General features: G+C 67.2%; 1 pseudogene. It reads right to left on the reverse strand.

What is annotated here, in order from left to right:
- Positions 1-770 (reverse strand): annotated as a pseudogene (locus AC1DNF_RS35705) (hypothetical protein); the annotation flags it as partial.

Below are 770 nucleotides of genomic sequence, written 5' to 3' on the forward strand. Positions count from 1 at the left end.
TGGCCGTCGAGAGCTGGAACGGCTTGCCCGGCAGGGCCAGGGCGCCGCCGTACTCGATGGCGGTCGAGCCCGTCGGCTGCACCGCGCAACCGTTGGGTTGCGGGCAGGAGCCGCCGTCCGCGAACACCACCGGACCGTAGCGGAAGTTCTTGATCGACTTGCCCGCGTAGTCGGCCACGCTCATCACGTAGCCCTGGTTGGCGAAGTTGTCCCCGTCCTCGACGGCGATCGGGTCGGCCAGCCGCGTGTCCTGCAAGGTCCGCACGATGCTGCCGCTGGTGCCGCTCGAATTGAAGCGCACCCACGAGACCTTGCGGTCGCCGCGCGAAGCCACGATCACCTGCTGCGTGCTGGACTCGAAGCTGGCGCCGAACTCGCCCTTGGAGGTCCCGAGCGAAGTCGGGTTGCGGCCGATGCCGGTCACCGTGCCCACTTCGGCGATCGCGCTCGCACTCGGCGATGCCGGAAGGCCGCCAGGTGCAAAACCATCGATGCTGAAGATGTGCAGCGTGCCGTCCTGCGTCGCGACCCAGGCTCGCGCCGGGCTGCCGTACACCGTSGTCTTCACCGCCGTCGGCTTCGCGCCCAGCGAAACGGTCTTGACCACCGTCGGCATCTGCGAAGGCTGCTGCGTGAAGCTGTATGGCCACTGGCTGTCGGCCTGGCCCAGGTTGCTCACCGCACCCACGTTCGAGCTGAAGTAGACGCTGTTGATGTAGCTGAACAGCGGCTTCAGGTCGACGAAGGCCACCTTCTGCTCCGACTTGGAG

The sequence above is a fragment of the Variovorax sp. 01T432 genome (genome assembly GCF_056398605.1).